Genomic DNA, 22,818 nt, shown 5'->3' on the forward strand with positions numbered 1-22,818 from the left:
ATTTAAGTTAAATACTTCATCAAAAATTTATTGTTTCTTACCCCGAGTCTTAACACCCTCAAGAAACAGGTGCGTTTAAGTTATAATTAGAGCGCCGGATAATATGTGTTTTGCCTTATCGCCCCATCGACTATGACCGACGTAATAACCGGATAACCATCTTTGATTTTTTCAATAATCAGCAAGTCCGCTTTTTTCCCTACCTTGATAGAGCCAATTTCCTCGTCCATGGCCACTGCTTTGGCAGGATTGAGGGTAACCAACTTGAGTACCTCGACAAGGTTCAGTCCATACTTCTCATGCAAGGCGAAGACGGCATGCAGCAGGGCAGGCGGATAATAATCGCTGCATAAAATGTCAATATTGTTGCTCAGGATTGCTTCAGCCGCAGACAGATTTCCACTGTGAGAACCGCCTAAGAGGATGTTCGGTGCTCCCGCCATGGTAAACATACCTTTCTCTTTGGCCTTCTGGGCGATTTCCATCGTTATAGGAAATTCGCTGATTGTCGCACCTAAGCTTTGTACCAACTCTAGTTTTTCGAGAGTATCGTCATCGTGTGAGGCTATGGCAATGCCATTTTTACGAGCCAATTCAGCTAGTTCCTTCATTCCCTCCATCGTTACTTTCTCTTTGGCTTGATGTCGGGAAATCATGTTCACAATTGACGCATCATCTACGTCATTGTAGCTTTTGACCATATCACTATAGACCTTCAAATCCCTGTATTGGCCCTGTCCCGGCGAATGATCCATGAAGGAAAGAAGCTGGATCTTTTTCTCCTGGATATAATTTTTCAACTTCTTGACTTCCCTTAAGTTATCAATTTCGAACCTCGCGTGAAATCGGTGCCTTATCAAGTGCTGACCTGCCTGGGTCTTATCAATTAAATCGACAAATTTCTTAACATTTTCCGGATCACGTATTGGTTTTCGCTTATACTCAGAGTCCTTAAACAGCGAAAGGGAGTGGAACATTGTTGTAACACCATGGGAGATCAATTGCTTTTCTGTTTCTCGGACACTCATGTGGAAATCCATCAGACAGGTTGGTCTTGGCGCTGCCATATTTTCAATGTAATCCGAGTGAATATCGATGAATCCAGCGGTTACGTAACCACCTGCTCCATCAATTACCTGCAGGCCATCAACCATTTCCACCTCTCCTTGGGGAATTATCTTGAAAATCCGATCGTCTTTGATCACCAGGTCATACCCTATTAAAATAGACTCCTCGGTAATAATCCGTCCATTGGTGATTAAATACATTTACTTTTCTCCTTTTGTCCGCACCTAGGATTACTTATAACAACGATTGGACTAACTTCTGGGTGTAGCTATGCTGCGGATCTTCAAGAATCTGATCTGTCAAACCATGTTCAATAATTTTTCCATCCAGCATCACAATTGTTCGATCCGCCAGCATTCTGATAACGCCTAAATCATGGGAGACTATGACCACAGTAATCTTCAACTCTCTCTGAATTGTCTTAATTAAATCAAGGACACTGGCTTGTACGGACAAATCCAACCCGGTGGTCACTTCATCGAGCAGGAGCAGTGGCGGATTGTTCGACAAAGCTTTGGCTATTTGAACTCTCTGCTGCATTCCACCTGAAAAATTCTTGGGAGCTTCTTTCATCCGATAAACAGGTATGTTTACATGCTCCAGTAATTCTTCCCCTCGGGCTTCCATCATTCCGACATTCCTGTTTCCTGCTGAAATCAGCTTTTCAGCGATATTGCCAAGCGATGAGAAATTCATCTTTAAACTCAAAAGTGGATTTTGGTAGACTTTTCCCATCATATGATTCCTGATGTATCGTTTTTGTTGGGACGACTCTGCAAACACATTTGTTTTCCCGCCCTTGTAGGAACAGATGTAGGCTTCTCCGCTGCTTACTTCCTGATCAAAGTACAGACACTCCATCATGGTCGACTTACCACTACCGCTTTCTCCAACGACTCCTAATATCTCTCCCGCATGCACTTCGAACGTAATATCCCGGCAAGCATATACCGTACCACAGATAGGACAATAATTTTTCAGCAAACGGTTCCTTTTTGACCCTCTACAATTTACACACCCGTTGCCATATAGTTTATTGAGCTTATTTACGGACAAGACAGGTTGTTCAAATTCTTCCATTTTTCAATCCCTCATCCTCTTGATTTTCCATTCAAGTTCTGCAGACAATAGCTGGAATCGTTGCATTGATAAAAAGGTTCACCTGTTACATCATCTAGTATTTCATCCATAAACACGCCTTGGGCCCCGCACAATCTGCAGCACTTATCCTGAAACGATTCAACTCCAAAAGGGTAGTCTTCAAAATCAAGGGATGCAACCCTAGTAAATGGAGGCACAGCATAAACCTTCTTTTCACGACCTGCCCCTAGAAGAATCAACGCCTGCGAATAATTCAGCTTGGGATTATCGAATCTCGGGATAGGGCTGGGGGCCATAACATACCTACCATGAACCATAACTGGATGGTCTGCACCCGTTGACATTGTTCCGTAGTTCATGATCTGCTCAAAAAGCATCAGCCAGGCACCACTGTACTCTTGCTCTGCATGGAGCTTTTTAGTTTCATATTCGCTCGGCTCATAATATCTCAACGGTTCAGGTAAAGGGACCTGAAGAACCAATATCTGACCTTCTTGGAGAGGGACTTCCGGGATTCTGTGCCTTGATTGAATGATGGTTGCTTCCGCCGTTTCGTCGGATACGGTTACACCCGTTGTTATAGCGATGAGCTTTTTAATATTTACGGCATTTACTGATTCATCTGAGCCTTGGTCAATAACTTTCAGAATATCTGGCTTACCGACCAAGGAAAGTGTCAATTGTAACCCCCCCGTTCCCCAGCCTCTGGCGATCGGCATTTCCCGTGAAGCAAAAGGTACCTGATAGCCTGGAATGGCTATTGCCTTGAGAGTTGCTCTTCTAATCTCTCGTTTAGACCCTTCATCAAAAAAGGCAAAATTATACTCAATTCTCATGGATTTAGCTCCTCATTACTTTCCATGTTTTGGCCGACCTGACCCTTTTTCGACTTACGCACACTGTCCAGCTTGGACTGAAATGTCACATAGTGAGGTAATTTGAGATGTGAAATAAACCCTGTGGACTCAACAGAGTCTATATGCAAAAGAACAAACTCTTCATTATGCGTCGGATACTCAGGATTGCCCGTTTCGAGGCAATGGTCTAAGATGCTCATGGCAATTGCTTTGGTTTCATTTTGGCCATAACAGATTCCATAGCCCAGGCTGAATTCAATCTCTTTTTGACCCGTGAATTTTTGTATATCTTCCGGAAACAGAGTCTCTACTTCAGTGACTTTAATTTCTCCAATATAATAAGCATCCTCGTCCTCATTTTGTTCGTTAAACGGGTTATCCACATGAAGCGGCAGCTTGCCAATCCGCAATTCTCCCACCGTTGGATGCAACGCTCCATAACTGCGCAGTGCTATATAGCCTATTGATGTAACCGCACCAGTCTGCCCTCTAGTCAAAATCTGCAATCGTTCACTGCGGCTCGTTGGAAACTGGAGACTTTCTTTGGTAACATCGTCTGGCTCGCGATTGTCTCTTTCACAAGATGGCAGCAGACCGGCCTCCCGCAGATAATTTAGAACCTTGGGCAGATTAGTTAAATCCGTCTTGTCTTGATCGACTACGTTTTCCAGGGCATATTCGCGTATCCAGTTAACGGCCTCTTCGTCTGTTTCTTCATTGAGATTAAAGTCGATTAATCGATGAGTGTAATCATTAGCAGCCCCTAAGATCTGTCCACCGGGAATGTCTTTAAAGCTGGCCGATATTCGTCGTTCCACCAACATATCCTCGGACTCGACCGTTCGCGAATAGTGTTTGCGTGGCAATGTCGAACGATAAGCTCTCATTAAGAACACAGCTTCTTCAGGACTACCTTCAGCCTGCTTGATTGCCATCGCTGCCAAAGTCTCATTATAGAGGCTGCTTTCGGACATAACTTGGTCAATCAGGCAGCGCATTCCGCCTTCAATTTTGTGACAATCCAAAACCACGCGCTTTTTTAAACGTTCATATTTCAGGCGTTTGATTGATTCTTCGATGGCAAGAGTTCCGCCTTTTACTGCAACATAGCCCATCTATTTAATCACCCGTTTCGCTATTTGAGTTGTCCTTGGCAGACATAAAATGTTGTCATACCAATCTGTAAAGATAAGATCTATTCCCAAGGGATATTCAGTGTTTTTTTCAGCTCGGAGTTTAACCCAGTGATCATTTGTTTTCACGTCTATGTAGCTTTCCTTTTCAATTCCAGGACCTGTCAAGGTTAAGTTCTGGTCATTGCTCACGTAATCTGTTTCAATGATAATGGTTGCTGCTTTATGTGGGTCCAGCAAATCACCTGGGTAGGCCTTTCTAAAGACCTCCTCTAAATCTTCCGGTTTAGCGTCCTTCAGAACAAGAATATAATCCGCGCTCTCGATTTCCGTCTCTTTGGCATACGTTAGCTGGTTAATAAGTTTGGCGGTTTCTGCTTCACATTCAGAACATACCTTGAATTTTACTTCTGTATCAAAGAGCATCAACACTAATACTAAGGTTGAGCCAAAACAACTAATCTCCATATTCAGCTTGTCTGCCTGATTGCTGATATTGCTGATCAGGCCCGGTCTAGACATTGAATCAAGCGTTAGGCGATAAGCTGCTTGAATATCATGAACCAAATCAAGTTTCATCTACTTCTTACCCCTTTTATCTAAACATCCATAGTAGCAAAGTTCACTTTTGTCTTTAAGATCTTGTTGTTTAAAGCTTCACATGCTTCCTTGATTTTGACTTCCTCTGACAATAATAGGTTCGCCCATTCATTTGTCTCCGGCAAATTCGCATTGTAAGCAGCATCGATAATTGCCAGATTGTAAGCCAACACAGGTTCATGACCCTTGATCATACCGATTCCTAAAATTCCCTTGATCATAACCTTACATTCTGTAATCAAGACCTCACCGAGATAGAATAAGCTTCGTTGAGCGCTTTCTCGTACCTTGACCATAACTAAACTATTATTGGGTTCCTCAATGGTCGTGACCTCATGAACTGTTAGTATCTCTTGGGCTAATTTTGCGGAAACCTCTGGTGAACCTTTGATTAAGATTTCAGTTCTTTTTTTTCTGATCATCACTTAGCCTTCCTTTGTGTAAGAGTAAAGTCTCCAACTTTATAAACGTAGTGCTCTATGTCCACGTGATTATCATAACTTGTTGCCAACTTGACCGATGTTAAAGCTTTGTAATTACTCCGTTAAATCTTTGTAAAGCCTATAGGTTTGTTTTCTGATTTCGTGAACAGAGCCTAAATAACGTTCAAAGAGCCTTCCACCACTTTATGGGTGAAAGGCTCTTTTCTAAGGATAGGCCCTAATCTTAAAAATCCTATATTTTGCTTATGTCCACTATATCCTAAAAAGAACTGTTTAGGTATCTATAGTCTATGGGATGACGTAGGAAAAACAATCACTTCTATAAAAAATCTTTATGTACTCCAAAACAGTACCCGTCTTTGTGTCCATACAACCTGACTCCAAGACTAGAAGGGGTATTAAATAGGGGCAATTCAATAATTTTCGTTGGGACTTCGTGGGAAAAGAAACGCTTAAAATGCTGGGTTTCGAGCAAAACTCCGTGTAACCCTTAACATTGTAATATTTGAACATGGATGTAATATCCATTCCCACGGTATCTATATCATTGAACACAGATTTGGCTACATAGGAGATATGCAGGGCGATAGGTTGTTGATCAATGTACCTCAGTCTCCCTACTTTGTAAATCCTGTCTTGCTCATCAGTTTCTAAACTATCAAAAATCTTTTTATTATATCTAATTTCCTGGCAAAATATAGTTTTAGTTTGAAAATCATAGCCTTTGTCGATCATTTTCTGGCTGAAACTAACATCACCCGACAGAACAAGCTCAATCTGTTTATATCTGTCTTTGACATAACTGCCTTTACCCTGCTTTTTATAGATATACCCCAACTCTTCAAGTCTTTCGTAAGCTTTCCGAGCTGTAATTCTCGGCACCTTGTATTGTTCTGCAATCTCATTTTCCGAGGGCAGTTTATTATGGGCATGGTATTTTCCTGAGACTATTTGAGACATCAACTTGTCCACGATTTCCATTTCATTTGACATTGCCTTACACCCACTTCCCACTTCCCACTTCCCTTTATTATACAAAATTACTCACCGTTATACGTTAAGACAATGTAAAACCTTGATCAGATAGTGAAGTTGGTATTCTCCGTTCAATAAATTTCGCCATGGTATATTACCACAATTATTCAGGCAAACTGCTAAAAACAAATAAAGATGAGGTCGATCTAATGAAAAATAAAAAGTCGGGAAACAAAAAAGTAATTATCTGGTCGATCATTGGTGTCTTGGTCGTGGCCTTAGGTATTGCTGTCTATTCTCTACCTAAAAAAACAAGCTATACAGAAGTCAAACCTGCGACGGGCAATTTAGTCACCAATTACAGCTTTACTGGCAGTGTTGAAGCTAAAAACAGACAGACAGTTTTTGCAGATAAGACTATGCAAATTAAAGAAATTAAGGTTCAAGAGGGGCAAAAGATATCGACAGATACCGTTTTAATGACGACAGTAATGGGTGAAGAGATAAAATCCGAGATTTCCGGAGAAGTTTCCAGTATTGATGCCGCTGAAAATGCCCAGCTTATGCCTGGCGCAAAGTTAATTGATATTGTCGATTATTCCGATTTGCAACTGAAAGTACAGGTTGACGAATATGATCTGTCAGCTGTTTCGACGGGCAAGGACGCAACTGTTACCATTCATGCCTTGAATAAAGATGTTAGTGGGAAAATTACCGATGTATCTAAAGAAGGCGAATATGCGAACGGAGTCACAAATTTTACAGCTACAATCTCTCTCCCCAAGGACAATAACCTGCGCGTAGGGATGTCAGCCGAAGCGAAAGTCATAAATCAGAGTGTTTCTGACGTGGTACTCCTGCCCATGTCAGCAATACAGTTTGACGCTGACAACACCCCGTATGTATTGCTAAAAGAAAGTACTAATTCTCCAAAAACCGTTAAGATAACACTTGGTCTTAATGATGGGGTGCACGCAGAGATTAAAAGCGGCGTGACAACCAATGACACTGTATTAGTTCTGCCGACGGTTCAAGCCACCGGTTTTGGTTCGAGTGCCCAGATGAGACAAGGCACCAATGAAACTTCCCAAGGAAGTTCTGGGGGTGTTAAGGCACAATGAGTGAAATCCTCAATATGCAAGACATAGTCAAGCGCTACTCTTTAGATGCTGAAGAGCTTGTCGTGCTTAATAAGATCAATCTAAAAATTAACGAGGGAGAGTTTGTCTCAATTTTAGGGCCCTCGGGTTCTGGCAAGTCAACCCTTATGAATATTCTTGGCTGTCTTGATGTTCCTACTAGCGGAAAATATATTTTAGCCAATAATGATGTTGAAGACTTGGACGAAAGGGAATTAGCACGGATACGTAATAAAGAAATCGGCTTTGTATTTCAGAGTTTTCAGCTTCTCCAAAGATTGAACGCCCTGGAAAACGTAGAATTGCCGATGATATATGCTAGAGTATCTCCCGAAAATCGCCGCAAGAAAGCAATGGCAATACTCGAACGGGTAGGTCTTGCCGAAAAAATGAATAACTATCCGAACCAGCTTTCAGGCGGACAACAACAACGTGTCGCTATTGCCCGATCTGTTGTGACTGAACCAACGATCCTGCTTGCTGACGAGCCGACAGGTGCACTTGACCAAAAGACCGGACAACAAATTATGCAGCTCTTTAAAGACCTTAATGCCGAAGGAAGAACTATTATCATGATTACACACGATACGAATATCGCCCGATATTCCAAAAGAATCGTTAACATCCTTGATGGACATCTAAGTGAGGGGGCTGCAACTAATGCTGAAAGAGTGTATGAAAATGGCATGGAGCAATATCATTCATAATAAAATGCGTTCATTTTTAACAGTCCTTGGTGTGCTGATAGGGGTCTCCTCCATCATCGCCCTGATTACCATTGTACAAGGTGCAACGGGAAGCATTACTAGCCAGATATCATCGCTGGGTGCTGATAAAATTACCATTCAGGCAATGGGCACACGCTTAAAACAAGGGCTGAGTGAAAAAGATCTGGAGCAGCTTTCTCTGGTCAATAATGTCAGTGGAGTTTCACCGACTGTTTCGGGTAAAACCGCACTCGTTTATAAGCGCAATGTTAAAACAGACGTTTCAGTGCAAGGCAAAAATAATGTTTACTTCAATAAAGAGCTGGATAGTTTGGCCAGAGGCAGAGGGGTAAATGTTCTTGATGTTAATAACAAAAATCAAGTTGCAGTACTTGGCAGTGATCTGGCCAAAGAACTTTTTTGGGGGGATGAGCCTATTGGTCAGCACCTATTGGTTAATGGCAACACCGTTACAATTGTTGGCGTTTTAAAGGAAAGCAGCGGCTCAATCATGGGATCGACAAACGATATTGTAATTATGCCCTACACCTCGGCTATGAAAACACTGGGAGTGAGGAACATTACAAATGTTGATGTATATATGAGCGATGCCAACAAATCCGAAAGTATTATCAATGACGTCACCACCATTTTAAATTCCGCATTTAACTACCGTGAAAATACATTTACTGTGCTTAATATGCAAAATATCATTGATGTTATCGGTAATATAACTGGTATGTTGACGCTTTTGCTCGCCGGTATTGCCTCAATATCTTTGCTGGTAGGTGGAATTGGAATTATGAATATGATGCTTGTATCCGTTACAGAACGCACTACAGAAATAGGACTCAGGAAGGCGTTAGGAGCAGAGCCTGCCCAAATTCAATTACAGTTTCTAATTGAGTCTATCTTTATTTCTCTATTTGGTGGTCTATTAGGATTGATCATAGGGTTATTAATCGCCATAGTCGCATCTATCTTAATGAAATTTTCGTTTACGATTACCGCTTGGACAATAATTCTCGCAGTGGGCTTTTCGGCAGCCGTAGGAATTATCTTTGGCTTAGCTCCTGCGAGGAAAGCGAGCAGATTGAATCCTATAGACGCGCTCAGACACGTTTAGGATATTGTTAAACTTAATCACGTCAGCCAACTGGAAATGAAAACAACAACTTATGAGGCATGATGCTTAATCATAGTTCTCGGACCGTATTTGAAAAATTACGTTTGCGAAAAGGGGTCTGTTCATGTATGATTTCCTATTACTTGTTATTATTCCTAACATCATAGTGGTTCCCGTTGCGTATTTTGCAGGTACCAGCTTAGAGATTTCGTACCACTAAACAAAGGCTTTTTGTTGGATTTGAAGTTGTACTAATTATTTTAACAATTTCATTTGTTTTATCGCGCGAATTCAAAGTTACGCCATTTTCAAGGCTAATTCATTCCGTAACGACTGCAATTGCTACCGGGTTTCCGCTTGGAATAGCGAGTCCTCCATTCAATGATCCCAAAAAATAGAACATGAGGAAGTAGTATTCTAATCTCAAATTCCTGATGTCAGACTCTCTTCACTAGTGAATTGCTTTCTTGGTAAATCTTCCCCCCATTACTTCGTGCACACTACTTATTGTAACAAAAGCATTCTTATCGATCTCATTGAGAATAGCTTTTAATTTAGCAATCTCTATACGTGTCACAACACAATATAATACAGCCTTGGTATCTCCTGAAAATCCCCCTTTTCCTTGAATTCCTTGGAGCAGAGTAACCCCTCTGCCAAGTCTAGCCATTAGTATTAAAGAAATTTCTTCGTATTTGTCAGATATAATCATTACTTCTTTAGACTCGTCTAAGCCTTCTATTGTAAGATCAATTACTTTAAATGCTATAAAATAGGCAACGAGTGAATACATAGCTCTGTCCCATCCGAAAACCATTCCGGCACTACTTAAGATAAAAAGGTTAAAGAACATAACTATTTCCCCAACAGAAAATACCGTTTTCTTATCTAGAACAATGGCAATAATTTCTGTTCCATCTAAAGAGCCACCATAACGAATGATTAACCCAACCCCAATTCCTAATACAATTCCTCCAAAAACGGTAGCTAAAAATACGTCATGAGTAATTCCAGGTACTGGATGTAAAACACTGACCCACATCGATAACATTGCGACTGAAAATATGGTAGAAAACGTAAACGATTTTCCAATTTGTAAATATCCGAAGATAAAAAACGGAATGTTGAGTACGAATATGAATAAGCCTACTGGCCAACTCGTAAGATACCCTGCCATTATGGATATACCTACTATGCCACCATCGATTACGTTGTTGGGAATTAGAAAAATCTCTAAACCTACTCCCGCTAAGGCTGAACCTAAAATTAAAAATAGAACATTTTTAATTGTTTTCTGAATACTGTTTCTCTTATTGAGCAAATTTCACCTACTCCTCTCACTTACTAGCGCACGCAGAAGTGTGCGTAACACCTATCTAAATCTAATCTAACCTGTTATGTTGCAAATTTTTTCTAAAACCTTAAAAACTTAAGCTTCTAATGAAATGTAATTATCTGAAATGTAATTATCCTTTATTTATTTATAAATGGTTCTTATTATGTCTTTACCATCCTGCATTTTTTACATATTGCACCATTACTAGATAGTTTATCAAATTGTCATTTATAAATCAAAAGACCCATTCCAAAAATGATTGGAATGGGTCTTGCTGTGAATTTAAGGAATTATTTAAAGTACCTATCAAGAAGTCCTTTAAAGGCTGATCCGTGCCTTGCTTCATCCTTACACATCTCATGAACGGTATCATGAATGGCATCATAATTTAGCTGCTTGGCTTTGGTGGCCAAGTCCTTTTTACCCTGACAGGCACCAAATTCTGCTTCAACCCTCAACTCCAAATTCTTTTTCGTATCAGCATTGACCACTTCACCCAACAGCTCCGCAAACTTGGCTGCATGATCTGCTTCTTCAAACGCAATCCTTTTATAAGCCTCTGCGATTTCAGGATACCCTTCTCGATCTGCTTGACGGCTCATTGCCAAATACATTCCAACCTCAGTACATTCGCCCATAAAGTTAGCTCTTAATCCTTCAACTATTTCAGGATCAACACCTTCGGCTACTCCGATTGTATGCTCATCGGCCCACTGCATTACTTCATTTGTTTTCTCCAAGAATTTTTCCTTAGGAGAATTACAATGAGGACATTGTTCCGGTGCTTCCTTTCCCTCAAACACATATCCACATACTGAACAAATAAATTTTTTCATAAAATAACTCCTCCTAAAATGTAATGACTTATCTATAGATTATATTATAATAATTTTAATATGATGTCAATTACTAATTCAAAATATTTATAAACTAATTCGAGCGGTATTTGCTCTACACTTTACCTGTCCGTGGTGCGGCAACTCAAAAAGCGCTACTTAACAGCATCCATTAAGTAGCGCTATCCAATGTTTGTTTTCAATGGACCTAGATAATTTGAGGCGTGTTACCTTAATTAAACGTTTTCAGCAATGTAATAAATTAGCTTTTCTGTGTCATCCCATCCAAGACAGGCATCCGTTATTGATTTTCCATAAATATTTTCACCGATACCTTGTCTTCCTTCTACAAGATAGCTTTCAATCATCAGACCTTTTATCATTTTCTTAAGCAAAGCGTCATATTTTCTACTCATCAACACTTCTCTTGCTATTCTTGGTTGTTCGGAATAGCATTTCATAGAATTGGCATGATTTGTATCAACAATGATTGTGGCGTTGGAAAGCTGCAGTTTTTCATAGTCTTTAGCAATGCGAATTAAATCTTCAAAATGGTAATTAGGGATGTTTCTGCCATTAGAATCCACGGCACCTCTTAAAATGGCATGAGTAAGTAGGTTGCCTGTGGTTTCTACCTCCCACCCGGCATATGTAAAAGTATGGCCCTGTTGTGACGCGATGATAGAGTTCAACATTACGGATAGGTCACCACTTGTCGGATTTTTCATTCCTACAGGTGTATCGACCCCACTTACAGCTAGTCTGTGTTGCTGGTTTTCTACTGAACGGGCACCAATTGCAATGTAACCCAAGACGTCTGCGAGATATGTGTAATTTTCCGGATAGAGCATTTCATCCGCTGCAGGCATGTGATATTCGCATAGTGCTCTTAAATGCATTCTTCTAATCGCTTTAATACCCTCAAATAAATCTGGTTTCTTACTTGGATCAGGTTGATGGGCCATGCCTTTATAACCTTCGCCGGTAGTCCTAGGCTTATTTGTATAAATTCTTGGCACAATTAGAATTGAATCCTTTACCTTTTCCTGAACCCGTGCAAGCTTCTCTATATATTCGCAAACAGAGTCTTCATTATCAGCAGAACATGGGCCTATTATAAGGATAAATCTATTATCCTTATTTTCAAAAATATTTCTTAGATCATTATCCCTGGTTTCTTTTATATCTCTAATTTGATTAGGTAAAGGTATCTGTTCTATTATCTCACCAGCGGTAGGTATTCTTTTGACGAAGTTCATACTCATAGCATTATTCTCCTTTGTTTGTGTGACTTTGACACTACTTTGTTCAGTATAATTTTTTTCGCGAAGACTAGCAATGTATTTAGTAAAGTATATTGTATTTATTACCAGAAAACAATTATAGGACTTTTTTACTAGATCCTTAGGACTTTAAGTCCATACTTTTTAATTCAAGGCAATGATAAAATTGAAATGAGATTGCTAAACTATGGAGGGATATTTTTGCTTTGGCACAAAATAAACACAAGAAAACAAAATCTTATTATTATAGGTGGAACAATCGTTTTATCGATACTTATTGTAGGTGTTACGAATCTTATTGTACATATAGGCTAAACTAAAACTGGATATTCAAATTTTTAAATTTAAGTCAGCCCCTAAAGTAGATATGGCTATAAAGAGCCTTATCTACTTTAGGGGTTTTTAATTGCTTAAATCCCAGTGCCCTGTTATAACTGGTTTACAATTTTTACAGATTGTTGTCGTTATCTAAATATCATCCATAAATTGGGCGTGATAGGACAATTAATGGCTGGGAAAACTATTTTTAGGAAGATGTCGTGGAGGTGAAACTATGTGAAGAAGATTAAAGATAGGTTTTCGTTGGGTCTCATCTCTGGTCTAGGAGGAAATTTAGCTAAAATAGCGGTTGAGCAGGTTTTTAAAAGAACCGGTGTTTCCAAGAGTAATGGTTACACGACTGCAGCTGGTATCTTCTTGAAAAAGTCTGATATAGCCACCTCTTACGGGAGAGCCGTGGGTATTATTGCCGATAATATGATCGCTGCGGGACTTGGAGTAACCTGCACTTATTGGCTTACTCTTATGGGAAAGGATAAACATCTAATAAAAGGGGCTGGATTAGGTGCTGTTGAATGGGGGGCTTTATACGGAGTCCTTTCAAGACTTGGTGCAACGACCATTTATCCTGTAAAACCCAAGGATGCAATTGCAACCTTTATATCCCACCTTGCCTTTGGAATGACGAAAATAGCTATAGCAGTCCATTTGGGAGACAGCCGTTTATTCAAGCCTAAGAATTTGACGTTGGAGATCGATGAACCGCAAAGTTTATTTCCTAAAGCTAAATATTTATAAACTGTTAATAACATACTGAATTCTTAACAAAGAACAAACCGGTTCATTCTTCTGAATAGATTACCTACATTCATAAACGCAAGGGATTCACGCCGTTTTGGCGAGGAATCTCTTACGTTTATGAATTTGTTTGGGCTAATTCTTTGATACTTTCCATCAAAGCCCCTAGCAGACGGTGAAACCCGAGAGGGTTTTGCGCTGGAACCCTATATTGCTTGTTAATCTCTACTTGAACTGCTGGAATTCTCAATTCACACGCCACATAATTCGCTATAGTGTTGGGACCTGTTGCGGTAGAATAGTCATAGGAGATTCTACTTAACCCGAAGCTCTGAAAATTAAGCTCTAGCGTTTCTAATATTCGTTCTTTAACTAAAAAAGGTTTTCTACTATTTGTACCAAAGTTCACATCGAATTCACGCTCACGGGCTGAACCGTGGATGTCCAGTACGAACTTCACTTTTTCCCTACTACTAATCTCAGCAATTTTTTCTTTATAGATACACGGGTTATCAATATTAGGATCGCCGCCATAAAGCTTAGTAGCAGCAATAACATGACAACCAGTCAGTTTGTGTAAAAGGTATACAATAGATCCCGTGAATTGATCTGACATCTTAATCTTCTTTTGTCTATAATGTCTAACTGCATGCGGAGCAGATAGCAAAACAGGCACATTCCCAGGGAAAACCAAGAACGGTTCCTCTTGCTTGGGGTTAACTCGTTTGTCCGTCTTATAAAAATGGATTCTTTCCACATTGACTGCTTCTTCATTAATACGTCTACGGCTAAACCCTTGTAGAACATCTTCTTGTTTGCCCAAAAATTCAACCTCCAGTTTCTTTTTAGAAACTACTTTGTTCATATTTTTTCATTCTTTTTATAGCCCGTAATACTTAATTGTGCAATGTGATCCTTGTTCTCATTAAACACATCAACCGTATAATTAGAAATTTTTTGAGATGTTGCTACTTCCTTGGCTTCAGCTATTAATATATTTCCTTTAGAGGCTTGAAAATAAGCTATACTAGCATTAATGCCCACGGTTACTTGTCCACAAGCATTTGATGCGGCAGCAAAGGCGAAGTCGGCAAGTGTAAAAATCGCCCCCCCTTGAATGATATTGACGCCATTTAAGTGTTTCTCAGAAATGTCCATCTTGGTCACAGCGTAACCAGGCTGTACTTTAACAAGTTCTATACCAACAAAAGCAGCAAATCTATCATTTTCAAGAAGTTTTATTAGTTTATCATTCGTTTGCAATTCTCATGACCCTACTTTCTGCTTAATCTAAATTCTTCTATCTAATTTGACCAATCACCACAAGGCAATGTGCCCATCCGCTCTGGGCTCGGTTCCTCCAGCTAATATCCCACCTGAAGTTCTCCAGATTATTTGACCACGTCCAAAGCCGCTAGAATCTAAGGCCCATCGGATGTCATGCCCTCTACGGGACAGAGCTTGGGCAATATGCTCTGGAAAGGAATGCTCAATCTCGATGGTTTTTCCATTAATCCATTGCCATCGGGGCGCGTCGAGTGTCGCTTGAGGGTTCAAATTGAAATCAATGGCGTTCATTACAACTTGGAGATGTCCTTGAGGTTGCATAAACCCTCCCATTACTCCGAAGGGGCCAACAGGACAACTATTTTGGTTAAGAAACCTGGAATGATGGTATGATAAGGCCGTTTACCGGGCTCCAGACAATTGACATGATTTCGGTTCAGTGAAAAGTTGTTTCCACGGTTATGTAGGCTAATGCCTGTTTCCGGGACAACTAAACCTGAGCCAAAGCCCATATAGTTACTTTGAATATAAGAAACCATGTTTCCCTCTCCATCAGCTGTTGCCAGATAAACGGTTCCCCCTTTAGGTGGATTTCCAGGTTCAGGCATTAGGGCTCTTTCTCCGATTTCTTTCCTCCGTTCTGTAGCGTAGGCATCAGATAGCAGATCTTGAATTCTATATTGCATCTTGGATTGATCGGCAATGTATCTCTTACCATCTACAAACGCTAGTTTTAGGGCTTCGATTTGCCTATGATAAGAGTCGGGGCTTTCTTTTATTTCGAAATCGAAGCCTTTTAAAATATTTAAGGCCATAAGCGCAACGAGACCGTGTCCATTGGGGGGAATTTCCCAAACGTCATACCCTCGGTAATTAATGTTTATGGGGGTTACCCATTCTGGTGTGTATGCCTCTAGATCATCTTTTCTTAGATAGCCGCCATACTTTTTAGAAAACTCATCGATTTTGTCCGCAATGACTCCACCATAAAAAGAGCGGGCTTTTGTCTCTGCGATCGCTTGTAAAGTGCGGGCGTGATCAAGAGATTGCCAAAGTTCACCAATTTTCGGAGCCCGCCCTTGAGGGGCAAAGGTACTAAACCAATATTTGAATTGTTCCTCCTTTAGCTCTAGCGAGTATCTGTTAAAAGCATTCTCCCAACTCCTTCCGACCGTCGGAGAAAGGGGAAAACCCTGTTCGGCATAAGTAATCGCAGGTGCTATAACTTCACTTAGAGAAAGCTTACCAAAGCGAGCGGACAATTCTGCCCAAGCAGCAGGTGCACCAGGAACTGTGACGGGAACCCAGCCGTATATGGGCATTTCCTTATATCCAGCCTTCTCCAAAGCTTGCAGAGTCAGAAGTTGAGGTGCCGGACCGCTAGCATTCAGTCCATAAAGTTGCCCCTTTGTCCAGACTAGCACAAAGGCATCTCCGCCTATTCCATTAGAGGTTGGCTCGACAACTGTCAAACTCACCGCTGTTGCTATAGCTGCATCGATTGCATTTCCACCTTTTCTCAGAATAGACAACCCTGCTTCAGCAGCAAGTGGCTGAGCAGAGGCAACCATTCCATTTTTAGCATACGCCGTCATTCTACGCGAAACATAGGGATTATAGAGCGAATCAAAGTTAAGCATTCGGCTTATTCCCCCTTATAATACATATAGCTTCCTTCAAACTAATTAATTGCTTTGTTTACCTTAACTCTTTTAAATATCTATTTCTTTAGGGTCATCATCAGATAAGATTACTTGCCATTCTTGCTCATCTTTATTAAAATCTGCTATTTTCTCGATTGGCATCTTAAGATATTTGCCATGAGCACTCACTGCAACCTCACCATTTCCGAGCATTATCTCCCCCGTACCTTCAAACAACCTACTTGAGTCTTTCGTAATTCTAGCAATAACTCTCAGTTCTTCATTTAACGGAATAGGTTTTTTATATTTTAATCTTAGCTCAACGGTAACTCCCCAAATAGTTTCATCAATGATCATAATGGCTCTGCCAATAGTTTCATCTAATATAGATCCTGCAATCCCGCCATGTAACCTGCCAGGATAGCTCTGGTGTTCTTCGAGCGGTTTAAATAAGGCAATGAGCTCGCCATTTTCTAATTCATAGAAAGAGGCTCTTAAACCTAATTCATTTTCCATACCACAAACAATACATTTTTTACTATTATGCTGTTTTTTTAAGACTCTATGTTTCATACAATTTTCTCCCTATCATATTTTTTGACCGATACATACTCAATTATACAATATTTTACTTTCTCCTTCCTGGTTTTCCTAATAATATTACAGATCTCCCTCACATCCCACATAAGTGCTGATAAGTGTCTTAGAATTAACTTCGGTATTGATTTTTTCTTTTGTCCTAACATTCGCTGACTGGTGCATTATATCCGGAGCCCAAAATGGCAACCATTTAAGTAAGGAGGATTATAACAATGGATGATAAATTTGTTTCAAGTCTTCAATCGTTCTATAAATTAGAAACATTTCAAGTTGCTTTTTACAAAGCACAAATATCAACCTCTACGGATGAATACTATAGGAAAGCATTTGAAAAATTAGTGCAGATCGAAAGTGGTCACGTTGATTTTTTTGCCCAAGTACTAGACAAAGCGCAGCTTGAAATCCCTACTTTTGCTGGTTCCCTATTTGAATTAGCCGGTGGATTCCTTGGGGAAATGGTAGAATCGACCGGTCCTGTTAATACTTGCAAATTAGGTGTAGCCCTAGAAAACAAAGCAATTGAGGCGTATCGCGCTTTTATTGCGGAAAGTAAGAATAAGAATTATTCCGTAATCCGAGATACCCTCATGGAGTATCTTCTTGATGAAGAATTTCATACCCTATGGCTTAGGGACTATATGAACAATCATCCTCATTAACAACTCGTAAAAAATTCATCTCAAAATGACACACTTCTTAACAAAATTCAACGCTGTGGTAAGGTCCGTTCTTTAGGAACCTTACCACAGCGTTGAAAAACAACTTCATTGCGCAGTCATTTTTAGCCTCTCTCATTTCGAGATCGTACCCACCTTAAAAGATCGGTGCCACAAAGCTATTTACTAATTGCCAATCAGGAATTACCAAAAAATTGTTAGTGGCTTTTAAAAGGGGACTCAAACAGAAACACACTTATCTAATTATATGTCATATGGAAATATAGTAAAGTACGCACTCCCTAGTTTACTGTAATCGATAGGCTTTTGGAAGAAGCGTTTAAAGCTAGTGAGGGCCTAGAGACAGAAGGGAAAATTCCAGTGTTCTCTAAATTACTTATCTTTATCAAAACTTTAAGGAAACCCTCTTAGCTGTAAAATACCCAATCACTAACCCGCTGGGAACCAGCCCTAAAGCCCCTATCCAAGAATGAGTTTGAAGAACCACTACCAAACCCAGTAGCAGTTGGCCCGGCAAAGCCATTAGGAAGATGGCTTTCCTCGCCGCTGCTATCTTTGTCCCTGGAAGCCAGGGAAAAAGACAGACAAAAGGAGAATTAATTACTTCAAGCCAAGAGATACCTACGACATTCGTTAGCATAATTGAAAACACAATCCAGAGAAGCCATTTGAGATCTCCTGGAAAGACCAAGATCATAATAAGATAGATCCCAACAAGTTTAAGGTAAAAACCAACGTCACTTTCATTACGTAACACTGCTTTAAGACACATCTCCACTAATCCATTGACAGGGTTCCGCTTCTTAAACAGTAACCTCGAGGTTCGAAATAATAAGGGGCGTTTCCTGGAGAACCTGGGCTTTTTCACATAAGTTCCCGCTTGCTGGAGCATAAACTTAGCTAGTCTCAGTCTTGCCTGTCGTTCCCTCAACACATCTTCGAAGAAGCTTCCTGTCACCTTTTCCCTCTGGTATAAGAGAATGCCAAAAACTATTAAGAGGATTAACTCCGAAAGATAAAACAAGCCAGTCCGACTCATCAGCAGAACTACACTCGTCCTCACGTATCCGCCAATAATTAAAAACATTACCCACTTCACCATGCGTTGAGGCCAACCCTTAAAGCGAAGTTCAACCAGTTGTTTGGCTAGACCCAAGCAGTTTTTGAGTACAAAGACAAAAAAGGCTATCAAGAGGATTTCTACAGAGGATAAACCGTAATAACGCCACAAAAACGGCGCTAGAATACCTATCATCAGCGAGGTTGCAAAAAAGTTATAGATCATGGAATAACCTAAGCTGTACCTAATAATCTGACTTATCCAAGCTTTGCGCTGTAATAAGAAGAGCTGATCCGCTTCCTCTAAAAAGATGCGAATCGTTCCTGACCAAGCAAAAATCAAAAAAATGCCTAAGAATGCAGTCAACGGAATATAGTGAAGCCACTCAGGCGCTTTCCTCCACCAGGAAACGTAATAATTCAGGAAAATGGCAAAAAAAGGGGTCAAGATGTAAAGAGCTACAATCCAATCGACTGCCGTTTTCCATACCTGATACTGATATTTCCATTCAGCAACAAGCCTTCGAAAAAAGAGTTTCGTTACTGTCATCATTGGCCGTTCTCCAGGATTTTGTCAAAACAATCAAATAAGGATCCTTCAAATAACTGACATTGGGCCCTTATCTCACTCAGGTTGCCTTGAGCTACGATTGTTCCAGCATTCATCAACACAAATGTATCACAGATTTTTTCCGCAGTATCCAATACATGCGTTGACATCAATACCCCCGCTCCCTTAGATCGGGCTTGATTTAGAAGAGCCATAAAATCCCGTGTACCTCTTGGGTCCAGACCTATAAAAGGCTCGTCTACCACATAGACCGCTGGTTCAAGTAAAAAGCCTAATATAAGCATGACCTTTTGCTGCATTCCCTTGGAGAAAGTAGTCGGTATCTGATGCTTGACTTCCATTAGCCGAAAAAGCCTCAGAAGGTCCTCGGCTCTTGACACAAATACTCCCCGCTCGATCTCATAGGCGGCAGCAGCGAGTTCCAAATGTTCCCAGAGAGTTAACCCTTCATAAAGTACGGGTTGTTCCGGGATATAGGCATATGATCTGCCTCTCCCTGGGAATTCAACCTTACCGTTCGTCTCTGGCAGCAACCCCATAATCGCCTTAAGTGTTGTGCTTTTTCCTGCTCCGTTAGGACCAATCAGGCCTAAAAGTTCACCTGATTTTACAGACAAGACCACATTTTTGATAATCTCAGCATTATTACCGGAATACCCAGCGTGGTTAATGTTTACACTAAGTAATTGCATAAATCTCTTCGCCTCGTTGTTTTATTAAAAGTAAAGAAGGATATTCAAAATGCTTACACTTTTATCCTGAACATCCTTCCTTCAGTATTAGCTTTTTTAACAATTAACCTTCATTAGCCAACTCTAGTAAGCGTTGATTCACATTATGTTTATAGACTCCGCCATGATAGCAGATAACTGTTTCAATATCATATTGAGTTAACTTTTTCAGCGAATTCTTTGCTGAATCAATATCACTGGAATATTCCGGTTTAGGCCCTACTAATTGGCCTTCTACTACGTTAAGAGCATCTCCTGTAATCAGAGTTTTACTCTGGTTAAGATATAAGCAAATATGTCCCGGTGTATGTCCAGGTGTGAAAATCACTGTAATTCCGCCACAGTAGGGCAATACCTCTCCATCCTCCACTGTTTTATCGACATTAGCTTTTAATCTTTGTGATGCTTCGAAAACCTTTTCCATTTGTTTACGTTGTTCTTCGGGCAGAGATGCCAACCTTTGAGCCATTTTTTGGGGATTGAATTTAATTAATGGTTTATCACCTTGGATATAGGGTTTTTCCTCTTCGTGGGCCAACACTTCAACTTTATGATCAGAAACTCTTAAGATTTCTGGCAAACCACCAATATGATCAAGATCTTGATGAGTGAGAATCACTTTGTTCAGCCTGCTAAATGGGGCACCAACCTGATCCATAACTTTCTGAATTTCTGGTAGTTGAGAAGCCCCCGCATCAACTAAGATAACCGTTGCTTCATCCCAGATGAGCGTTGGGTGAATTACACTTGAATTACCCATAACGTTCATTGCTAATTCTAACATTTCTACACCGTTAGCTATGTTCATTTTATTCCAAAGCTCAGGATAAGCTTTGGTTCACCTCCTTCTAACAAATGGCTACCCCATTTCGACCTAATTTTTTAATTATACCGTTGTTTCTGAAAAGTGTAACCTTCAGTCATATCAATGCATAGCATACCTCTCATAATATTTCTTCTATTTCTTTGAAAATTTTCCCTGCTTTATAAACTTTTTTTGTTTCATACGAATCCGACGCATTCCTGGAAGCGATCCTGTTTAATATCTTGAAGGCTGTGGCATCTAGTTCAGACGTTTGTCCGTTAAGCCGTGTAGAAGGTATCCAAAAACTCATGATCTTTTTTCTATTCCTTTTCAAATATGAATAAATAATTTGGGTTTCATCAATATCATGCTGTGTTAATCTACAAATATTACTTTTTTCTATCACAAACTTTTCTCTCATAATCTGTTTTAGGTACTGCCTAAATTCTGGACTATCTGCAGCTATTACATAATTAAAAGCTTTTCTATAAAGTAGCTTATTCCCTTTAATCAGGAATAATTTAGCAAGCATATTGTCAATAAATTCAACCGCTAAGATATTCCTATTTTTACTTGAGGACTGAACTAAGCGTTGCTTTCCAATTACATGTCGAAGTCCTAAACTATACTCCTTATATTTGGCTGCCTTTTCAAATTGTAGATTCTCAATAGCCATATCCATTCTTTTATGAAGTTCTTGAACAGCTGCCCTATCATTCCCGTTCAAAAGCTGCTGGATTTTTTTTATGTAAACCCCGTATTCTTCAGGGCTTACCTGCCCAGTACAAACTCCCAAACAGGTGTCTAATTGTTGAAACAGACAACCATTAGTCCTCTTTACTAGTCCCGGGCTAGTACATTTTCGTATTGGATAGAAATCTTTCAAAAATTCTATTGTAGTCTCTACTCGATGGGGACTAGTAAAAGGGCCAAAATATAAGGCCCCATCGTCAGCTTTTTCATTCACTTTAGTAACCTTGGGGTATAGTTCAGGCGGTATTTTTATATAATTATAATTTCGATCATTCTTCATCTGCTTGTTATATCTAGGCTTTATCTCCTTTATAAGGCGACATTCTTCAATAAATGCATCTAATTCTGTGTCTGTAACTAGATAGTTGAACGTATAAATATTGTGGATCATTTCATGGACCTTAGGAGCTCTATTTTTTTGGTTTTGAAAATATTGAGATACCCTGTTTTTTAAATTTTTGGCCTTTCCGACATAGATAATATTCTCTGATGAATCGCGCATCATATAGATACCAGGGCTTTGTGGTAGTTGTTTAAGTAATTCAGTAAAATCCATAGCGTACTCCATCATATTAGTTCTTTAGTACTATACCAATATTATAGCATAGGCCATTTCTTAAATTCGACAAATTGTAATTAACATGTTCATCAAGTTCCCTAAGGAAAACTCATCTAGAAAAATCAATAAGTAGATTATAAACGTTTTAGACCAACTAAACTAAGCCCTGTAAAAAAGATGTTCAAAGAACTTTCAAGTATATCTTTGGACATCTTTTTTATCATTTTTATCAAATCTTTGCAATAATTTCGTTACTTTAGTTAATGAAGGATTTGGGGTACATTGATAGGAATCTGGTGAATGGAATTGTTCCCGTACCCTTTTGCATTCCAAGAAGCAACTTTAGGTTGAACGTTACCGTTGCTATCTTGAGCTCGAACCTGTAAGAAGTAATGGCCTGGTGCAGTAATATTCAACGAGTATTCCCAGAATGTCCATGTGTAAGGTTCATG

General features: G+C 39.8%; 22 protein-coding genes and 2 pseudogenes. 5 read left to right on the forward strand and 19 right to left on the reverse strand.

Going from position 1 to position 22,818, the window contains the following annotated elements; translation table 11 throughout:
- Positions 1 to 86: 86 nt before the first annotated feature.
- From phnM to DOT_RS03135, 7 genes are all read right to left on the reverse strand, one after another.
- Positions 87 to 1,268, reverse strand: coding sequence for a phosphonate metabolism protein PhnM (gene phnM, locus DOT_RS03105; RefSeq protein ID WP_009614065.1), 1,182 nt, complete (start codon positions 1,266 to 1,268; stop codon positions 87 to 89).
- Positions 1,269 to 1,302: 34 nt separating this feature from the next.
- Positions 1,303 to 2,148, reverse strand: a complete 846-nt coding sequence (locus DOT_RS03110; RefSeq protein WP_009614066.1) for an ATP-binding cassette domain-containing protein — start codon at positions 2,146 to 2,148, stop codon at positions 1,303 to 1,305.
- Between the two features lie 11 nt (positions 2,149 to 2,159).
- Positions 2,160 to 3,005 carry an alpha-D-ribose 1-methylphosphonate 5-phosphate C-P-lyase PhnJ gene (locus DOT_RS03115; RefSeq protein ID WP_009614067.1) on the reverse strand — a complete coding sequence of 282 codons (846 nt, stop codon included), beginning with the start codon at positions 3,003 to 3,005 and terminating at the stop codon, positions 2,160 to 2,162.
- Positions 3,002 to 4,141, reverse strand: coding sequence for a carbon-phosphorus lyase complex subunit PhnI (locus DOT_RS03120; RefSeq protein ID WP_009614070.1), 1,140 nt, complete (start codon positions 4,139 to 4,141; stop codon positions 3,002 to 3,004). The genes DOT_RS03115 and DOT_RS03120 overlap by 4 nt, the downstream gene beginning before the upstream one ends.
- Positions 4,142 to 4,738: a phosphonate C-P lyase system protein PhnH gene (phnH, locus tag DOT_RS03125; protein WP_009614071.1), complete on the reverse strand. Its 597-nt coding sequence runs from the start codon at positions 4,736 to 4,738 to the stop codon at positions 4,142 to 4,144.
- 20 nt (positions 4,739 to 4,758) lie between these two features.
- Positions 4,759 to 5,181: a phosphonate C-P lyase system protein PhnG gene (gene phnG, locus DOT_RS03130; RefSeq protein ID WP_009614073.1), complete on the reverse strand. Its 423-nt coding sequence runs from the start codon at positions 5,179 to 5,181 to the stop codon at positions 4,759 to 4,761.
- Positions 5,182 to 5,490: 309 nt separating this feature from the next.
- Positions 5,491 to 6,195, reverse strand: a complete 705-nt coding sequence (locus DOT_RS03135; protein ID WP_009614074.1) for a GntR family transcriptional regulator — start codon at positions 6,193 to 6,195, stop codon at positions 5,491 to 5,493.
- A gap of 191 nt (positions 6,196 to 6,386) precedes the next feature.
- Here DOT_RS03135 and DOT_RS03140 point away from each other — a divergent pair, with 191 nt between their 5' ends.
- The 3 genes from DOT_RS03140 to DOT_RS03150 are packed head-to-tail and all read left to right on the forward strand — an operon-like array spanning position 6,387 to position 9,149.
- The gene (locus tag DOT_RS03140) at positions 6,387 to 7,298 is read left to right on the forward strand and encodes an HlyD family efflux transporter periplasmic adaptor subunit (protein ID WP_009614081.1); all 912 of its coding nucleotides are present in this window, start codon (positions 6,387 to 6,389) and stop codon (positions 7,296 to 7,298) included.
- Positions 7,295 to 8,023 (forward strand): ABC transporter ATP-binding protein, encoded by a 729-nt coding sequence (locus tag DOT_RS03145; RefSeq protein ID WP_009614083.1) that lies wholly within the window; start codon positions 7,295 to 7,297, stop codon positions 8,021 to 8,023. Before DOT_RS03140 ends, DOT_RS03145 begins: the two co-directional genes overlap by 4 nt.
- Positions 7,977 to 9,149 (forward strand): ABC transporter permease, encoded by a 1,173-nt coding sequence (locus tag DOT_RS03150; protein ID WP_040411115.1) that lies wholly within the window; start codon positions 7,977 to 7,979, stop codon positions 9,147 to 9,149. The genes DOT_RS03145 and DOT_RS03150 overlap by 47 nt, the downstream gene beginning before the upstream one ends.
- A 451-nt stretch (positions 9,150 to 9,600) precedes the next feature.
- On the opposite strand, the gene DOT_RS03155 is transcribed toward DOT_RS03150, so the two are convergent.
- From DOT_RS03155 to DOT_RS03165, 3 genes are all read right to left on the reverse strand, one after another.
- Positions 9,601 to 10,470 (reverse strand): YitT family protein, encoded by an 870-nt coding sequence (locus tag DOT_RS03155; RefSeq protein ID WP_009614087.1) that lies wholly within the window; start codon positions 10,468 to 10,470, stop codon positions 9,601 to 9,603.
- Positions 10,471 to 10,775: 305 nt separating this feature from the next.
- A complete protein-coding gene (locus DOT_RS03160; protein ID WP_009614089.1) occupies positions 10,776 to 11,321 on the reverse strand; it encodes an NADH peroxidase in 546 nt (181 codons plus the stop codon).
- Between the two features lie 236 nt (positions 11,322 to 11,557).
- The gene (locus tag DOT_RS03165) at positions 11,558 to 12,694 is read right to left on the reverse strand and encodes a 3-deoxy-7-phosphoheptulonate synthase (protein WP_348982135.1); all 1,137 of its coding nucleotides are present in this window, start codon (positions 12,692 to 12,694) and stop codon (positions 11,558 to 11,560) included.
- Positions 12,695 to 13,159: 465 nt separating this feature from the next.
- Here DOT_RS03165 and DOT_RS03170 point away from each other — a divergent pair, with 465 nt between their 5' ends.
- On the forward strand, positions 13,160 to 13,681 hold the full coding sequence (locus DOT_RS03170) for a hypothetical protein (protein WP_009614093.1): 522 nt from the start codon (positions 13,160 to 13,162) through the stop codon (positions 13,679 to 13,681).
- A 118-nt stretch (positions 13,682 to 13,799) separates the two neighbouring features.
- Here DOT_RS03170 and DOT_RS03175 read toward each other — a convergent pair whose 3' ends face one another.
- The 4 genes and pseudogenes from DOT_RS03175 to DOT_RS03190 all read right to left on the reverse strand — a co-directional run bounded on the left by DOT_RS03175 (position 13,800) and on the right by DOT_RS03190 (position 17,184).
- Entirely contained in the window at positions 13,800 to 14,504 is a 705-nt protein-coding gene (locus DOT_RS03175; protein ID WP_040411118.1) for a hypothetical protein, read from the reverse strand.
- 38 nt (positions 14,505 to 14,542) lie between these two features.
- Positions 14,543 to 14,944 carry a PaaI family thioesterase gene (locus DOT_RS03180; RefSeq protein ID WP_009614097.1) on the reverse strand — a complete coding sequence of 134 codons (402 nt, stop codon included), beginning with the start codon at positions 14,942 to 14,944 and terminating at the stop codon, positions 14,543 to 14,545.
- Positions 14,945 to 14,998: 54 nt separating this feature from the next.
- Positions 14,999 to 16,608: pseudogene (locus tag DOT_RS03185) on the reverse strand (gamma-glutamyltransferase family protein).
- 72 nt (positions 16,609 to 16,680) lie between these two features.
- Positions 16,681 to 17,184, reverse strand: coding sequence for a PaaI family thioesterase (locus tag DOT_RS03190; RefSeq protein ID WP_009614104.1), 504 nt, complete (start codon positions 17,182 to 17,184; stop codon positions 16,681 to 16,683).
- 239 nt (positions 17,185 to 17,423) lie between these two features.
- On the opposite strand from DOT_RS03190, the gene DOT_RS03195 reads away from it, so the two are divergent.
- Entirely contained in the window at positions 17,424 to 17,870 is a 447-nt protein-coding gene (locus DOT_RS03195; RefSeq protein WP_009614107.1) for a ferritin-like domain-containing protein, read from the forward strand.
- 403 nt (positions 17,871 to 18,273) lie between these two features.
- On the opposite strand, the gene DOT_RS03200 is transcribed toward DOT_RS03195, so the two are convergent.
- From DOT_RS03200 to DOT_RS28250, 5 genes and pseudogenes are all read right to left on the reverse strand, one after another.
- The gene (locus DOT_RS03200; protein ID WP_009614109.1) at positions 18,274 to 19,500 is read right to left on the reverse strand and encodes an ABC transporter permease; all 1,227 of its coding nucleotides are present in this window, start codon (positions 19,498 to 19,500) and stop codon (positions 18,274 to 18,276) included.
- The gene (locus DOT_RS03205; protein WP_009614111.1) at positions 19,497 to 20,210 is read right to left on the reverse strand and encodes an ABC transporter ATP-binding protein; all 714 of its coding nucleotides are present in this window, start codon (positions 20,208 to 20,210) and stop codon (positions 19,497 to 19,499) included. Before DOT_RS03205 ends, DOT_RS03200 begins: the two co-directional genes overlap by 4 nt.
- Before the next feature lie 103 nt (positions 20,211 to 20,313).
- On the reverse strand, positions 20,314 to 21,057 hold the full coding sequence (locus DOT_RS03210; protein ID WP_040411117.1) for an MBL fold metallo-hydrolase: 744 nt from the start codon (positions 21,055 to 21,057) through the stop codon (positions 20,314 to 20,316).
- A 136-nt stretch (positions 21,058 to 21,193) separates the two neighbouring features.
- Positions 21,194 to 22,363, reverse strand: a complete 1,170-nt coding sequence (locus DOT_RS03215) for a GIY-YIG nuclease family protein (RefSeq protein ID WP_139024109.1) — start codon at positions 22,361 to 22,363, stop codon at positions 21,194 to 21,196.
- Positions 22,364 to 22,626: 263 nt separating this feature from the next.
- Positions 22,627 to 22,818 (reverse strand): annotated as a pseudogene (locus DOT_RS28250) (sulfite oxidase); the annotation flags it as partial.

It is taken from the genome of Desulfosporosinus sp. OT (assembly GCF_000224515.1).
GTDB lineage: Bacteria > Bacillota > Desulfitobacteriia > Desulfitobacteriales > Desulfitobacteriaceae > Desulfosporosinus.